The organism is Undibacterium sp. GW821-FHT11H02 (assembly GCF_058808015.1).
The window spans coordinates 1-960 of the sequence record NZ_JBXARG010000052.1 but is presented as its reverse complement, the minus strand read 5'-3'; the positions used below and the strand labels follow the sequence as shown (position 1 = coordinate 960).

The 960-nt window shown below is 48.9% G+C and carries 1 protein-coding gene; it reads right to left on the bottom strand.

All coding sequences use genetic code 11. From position 1 onward, the window contains the following. Positions 1–960: Ig-like domain-containing protein (locus AC1RR2_RS20905; protein ID WP_493224220.1), on the bottom strand; the 960-nt coding region annotated here is incomplete at both ends.

Genomic DNA, 960 nt, shown 5'->3' with positions numbered 1-960 from the left:
GTTGATAGTGCTTGTTGTACCAGTTGCTGCAGAGCTTGGGTTAGCAGCAACATCAGACACTGTCGCTGTTACTGTCAAGGCTGCATTGTTAGCCCAAGTAGCAGATTGGTTACCGAAGTTGACTGTCCATGCACCACCTGTAACAGTTGCTGTACCGACTACATCAGCCGCACCACCTACACCATCAGAAATGGTTACCGTGATTGTATTGCCTTCTACGCCTGAACCAGTGTCAGTTGCAGTACCACTGATAACCAATGCGTTGTCTTCTGTTGCGTTCAAGAAGCCATCCACACCGTCGAAGTCGTTAATGACAACAACAGGGGCAGTACGATCGACCAACTGTGGATTACCTGTTGGTGTAGCAGACACTAATGTCAGGTTACCAACTACGTCTGTCAAAGCACCTGCAGCGATAGAAACGCTGATTGGTGTGATAGAAGACGCAGGTGCCGTTACATCGAAAGTCCAGGTAGTACCTGCACCAGCGAAGTTAGACGCTGTACCACCAGTGACTGTCAAATCGCCGATTGCGAAGTTAGCGACTGGCTCACTGAATACAACTGTGTAAGTCACAACGCCGTCTGCAATGTTTGCGTAAGCAGCTTGGTCATCAACAAACGATACATAAGTTGGGTTCACTGTATCAACTGGCTGAGCATCAGCAACCGCACCAGCGCTAGCGTTGCCAGCGATGTCGAAAGCAGAACCAGCAGCGAAACTCAAATCGACGTTAGCCATAGAGTTGTCATTTGCCGTGACAGTCACTGTGTATTGCGTAGCGCTTACAGCAGTGAAAGTACCAATTGTGCCGCCAGCTACAACCAAATCACCCGCAGTAAAGCCTGTTACCGCTTCGCTGAAGTTGATTGTGTAAGTCACGACATTGTCACCATCAAACAAGATACCCGCTTTGTTATCTGTGATAACTGCTGTTGGAGCCACGTTGTCCAATGTGGC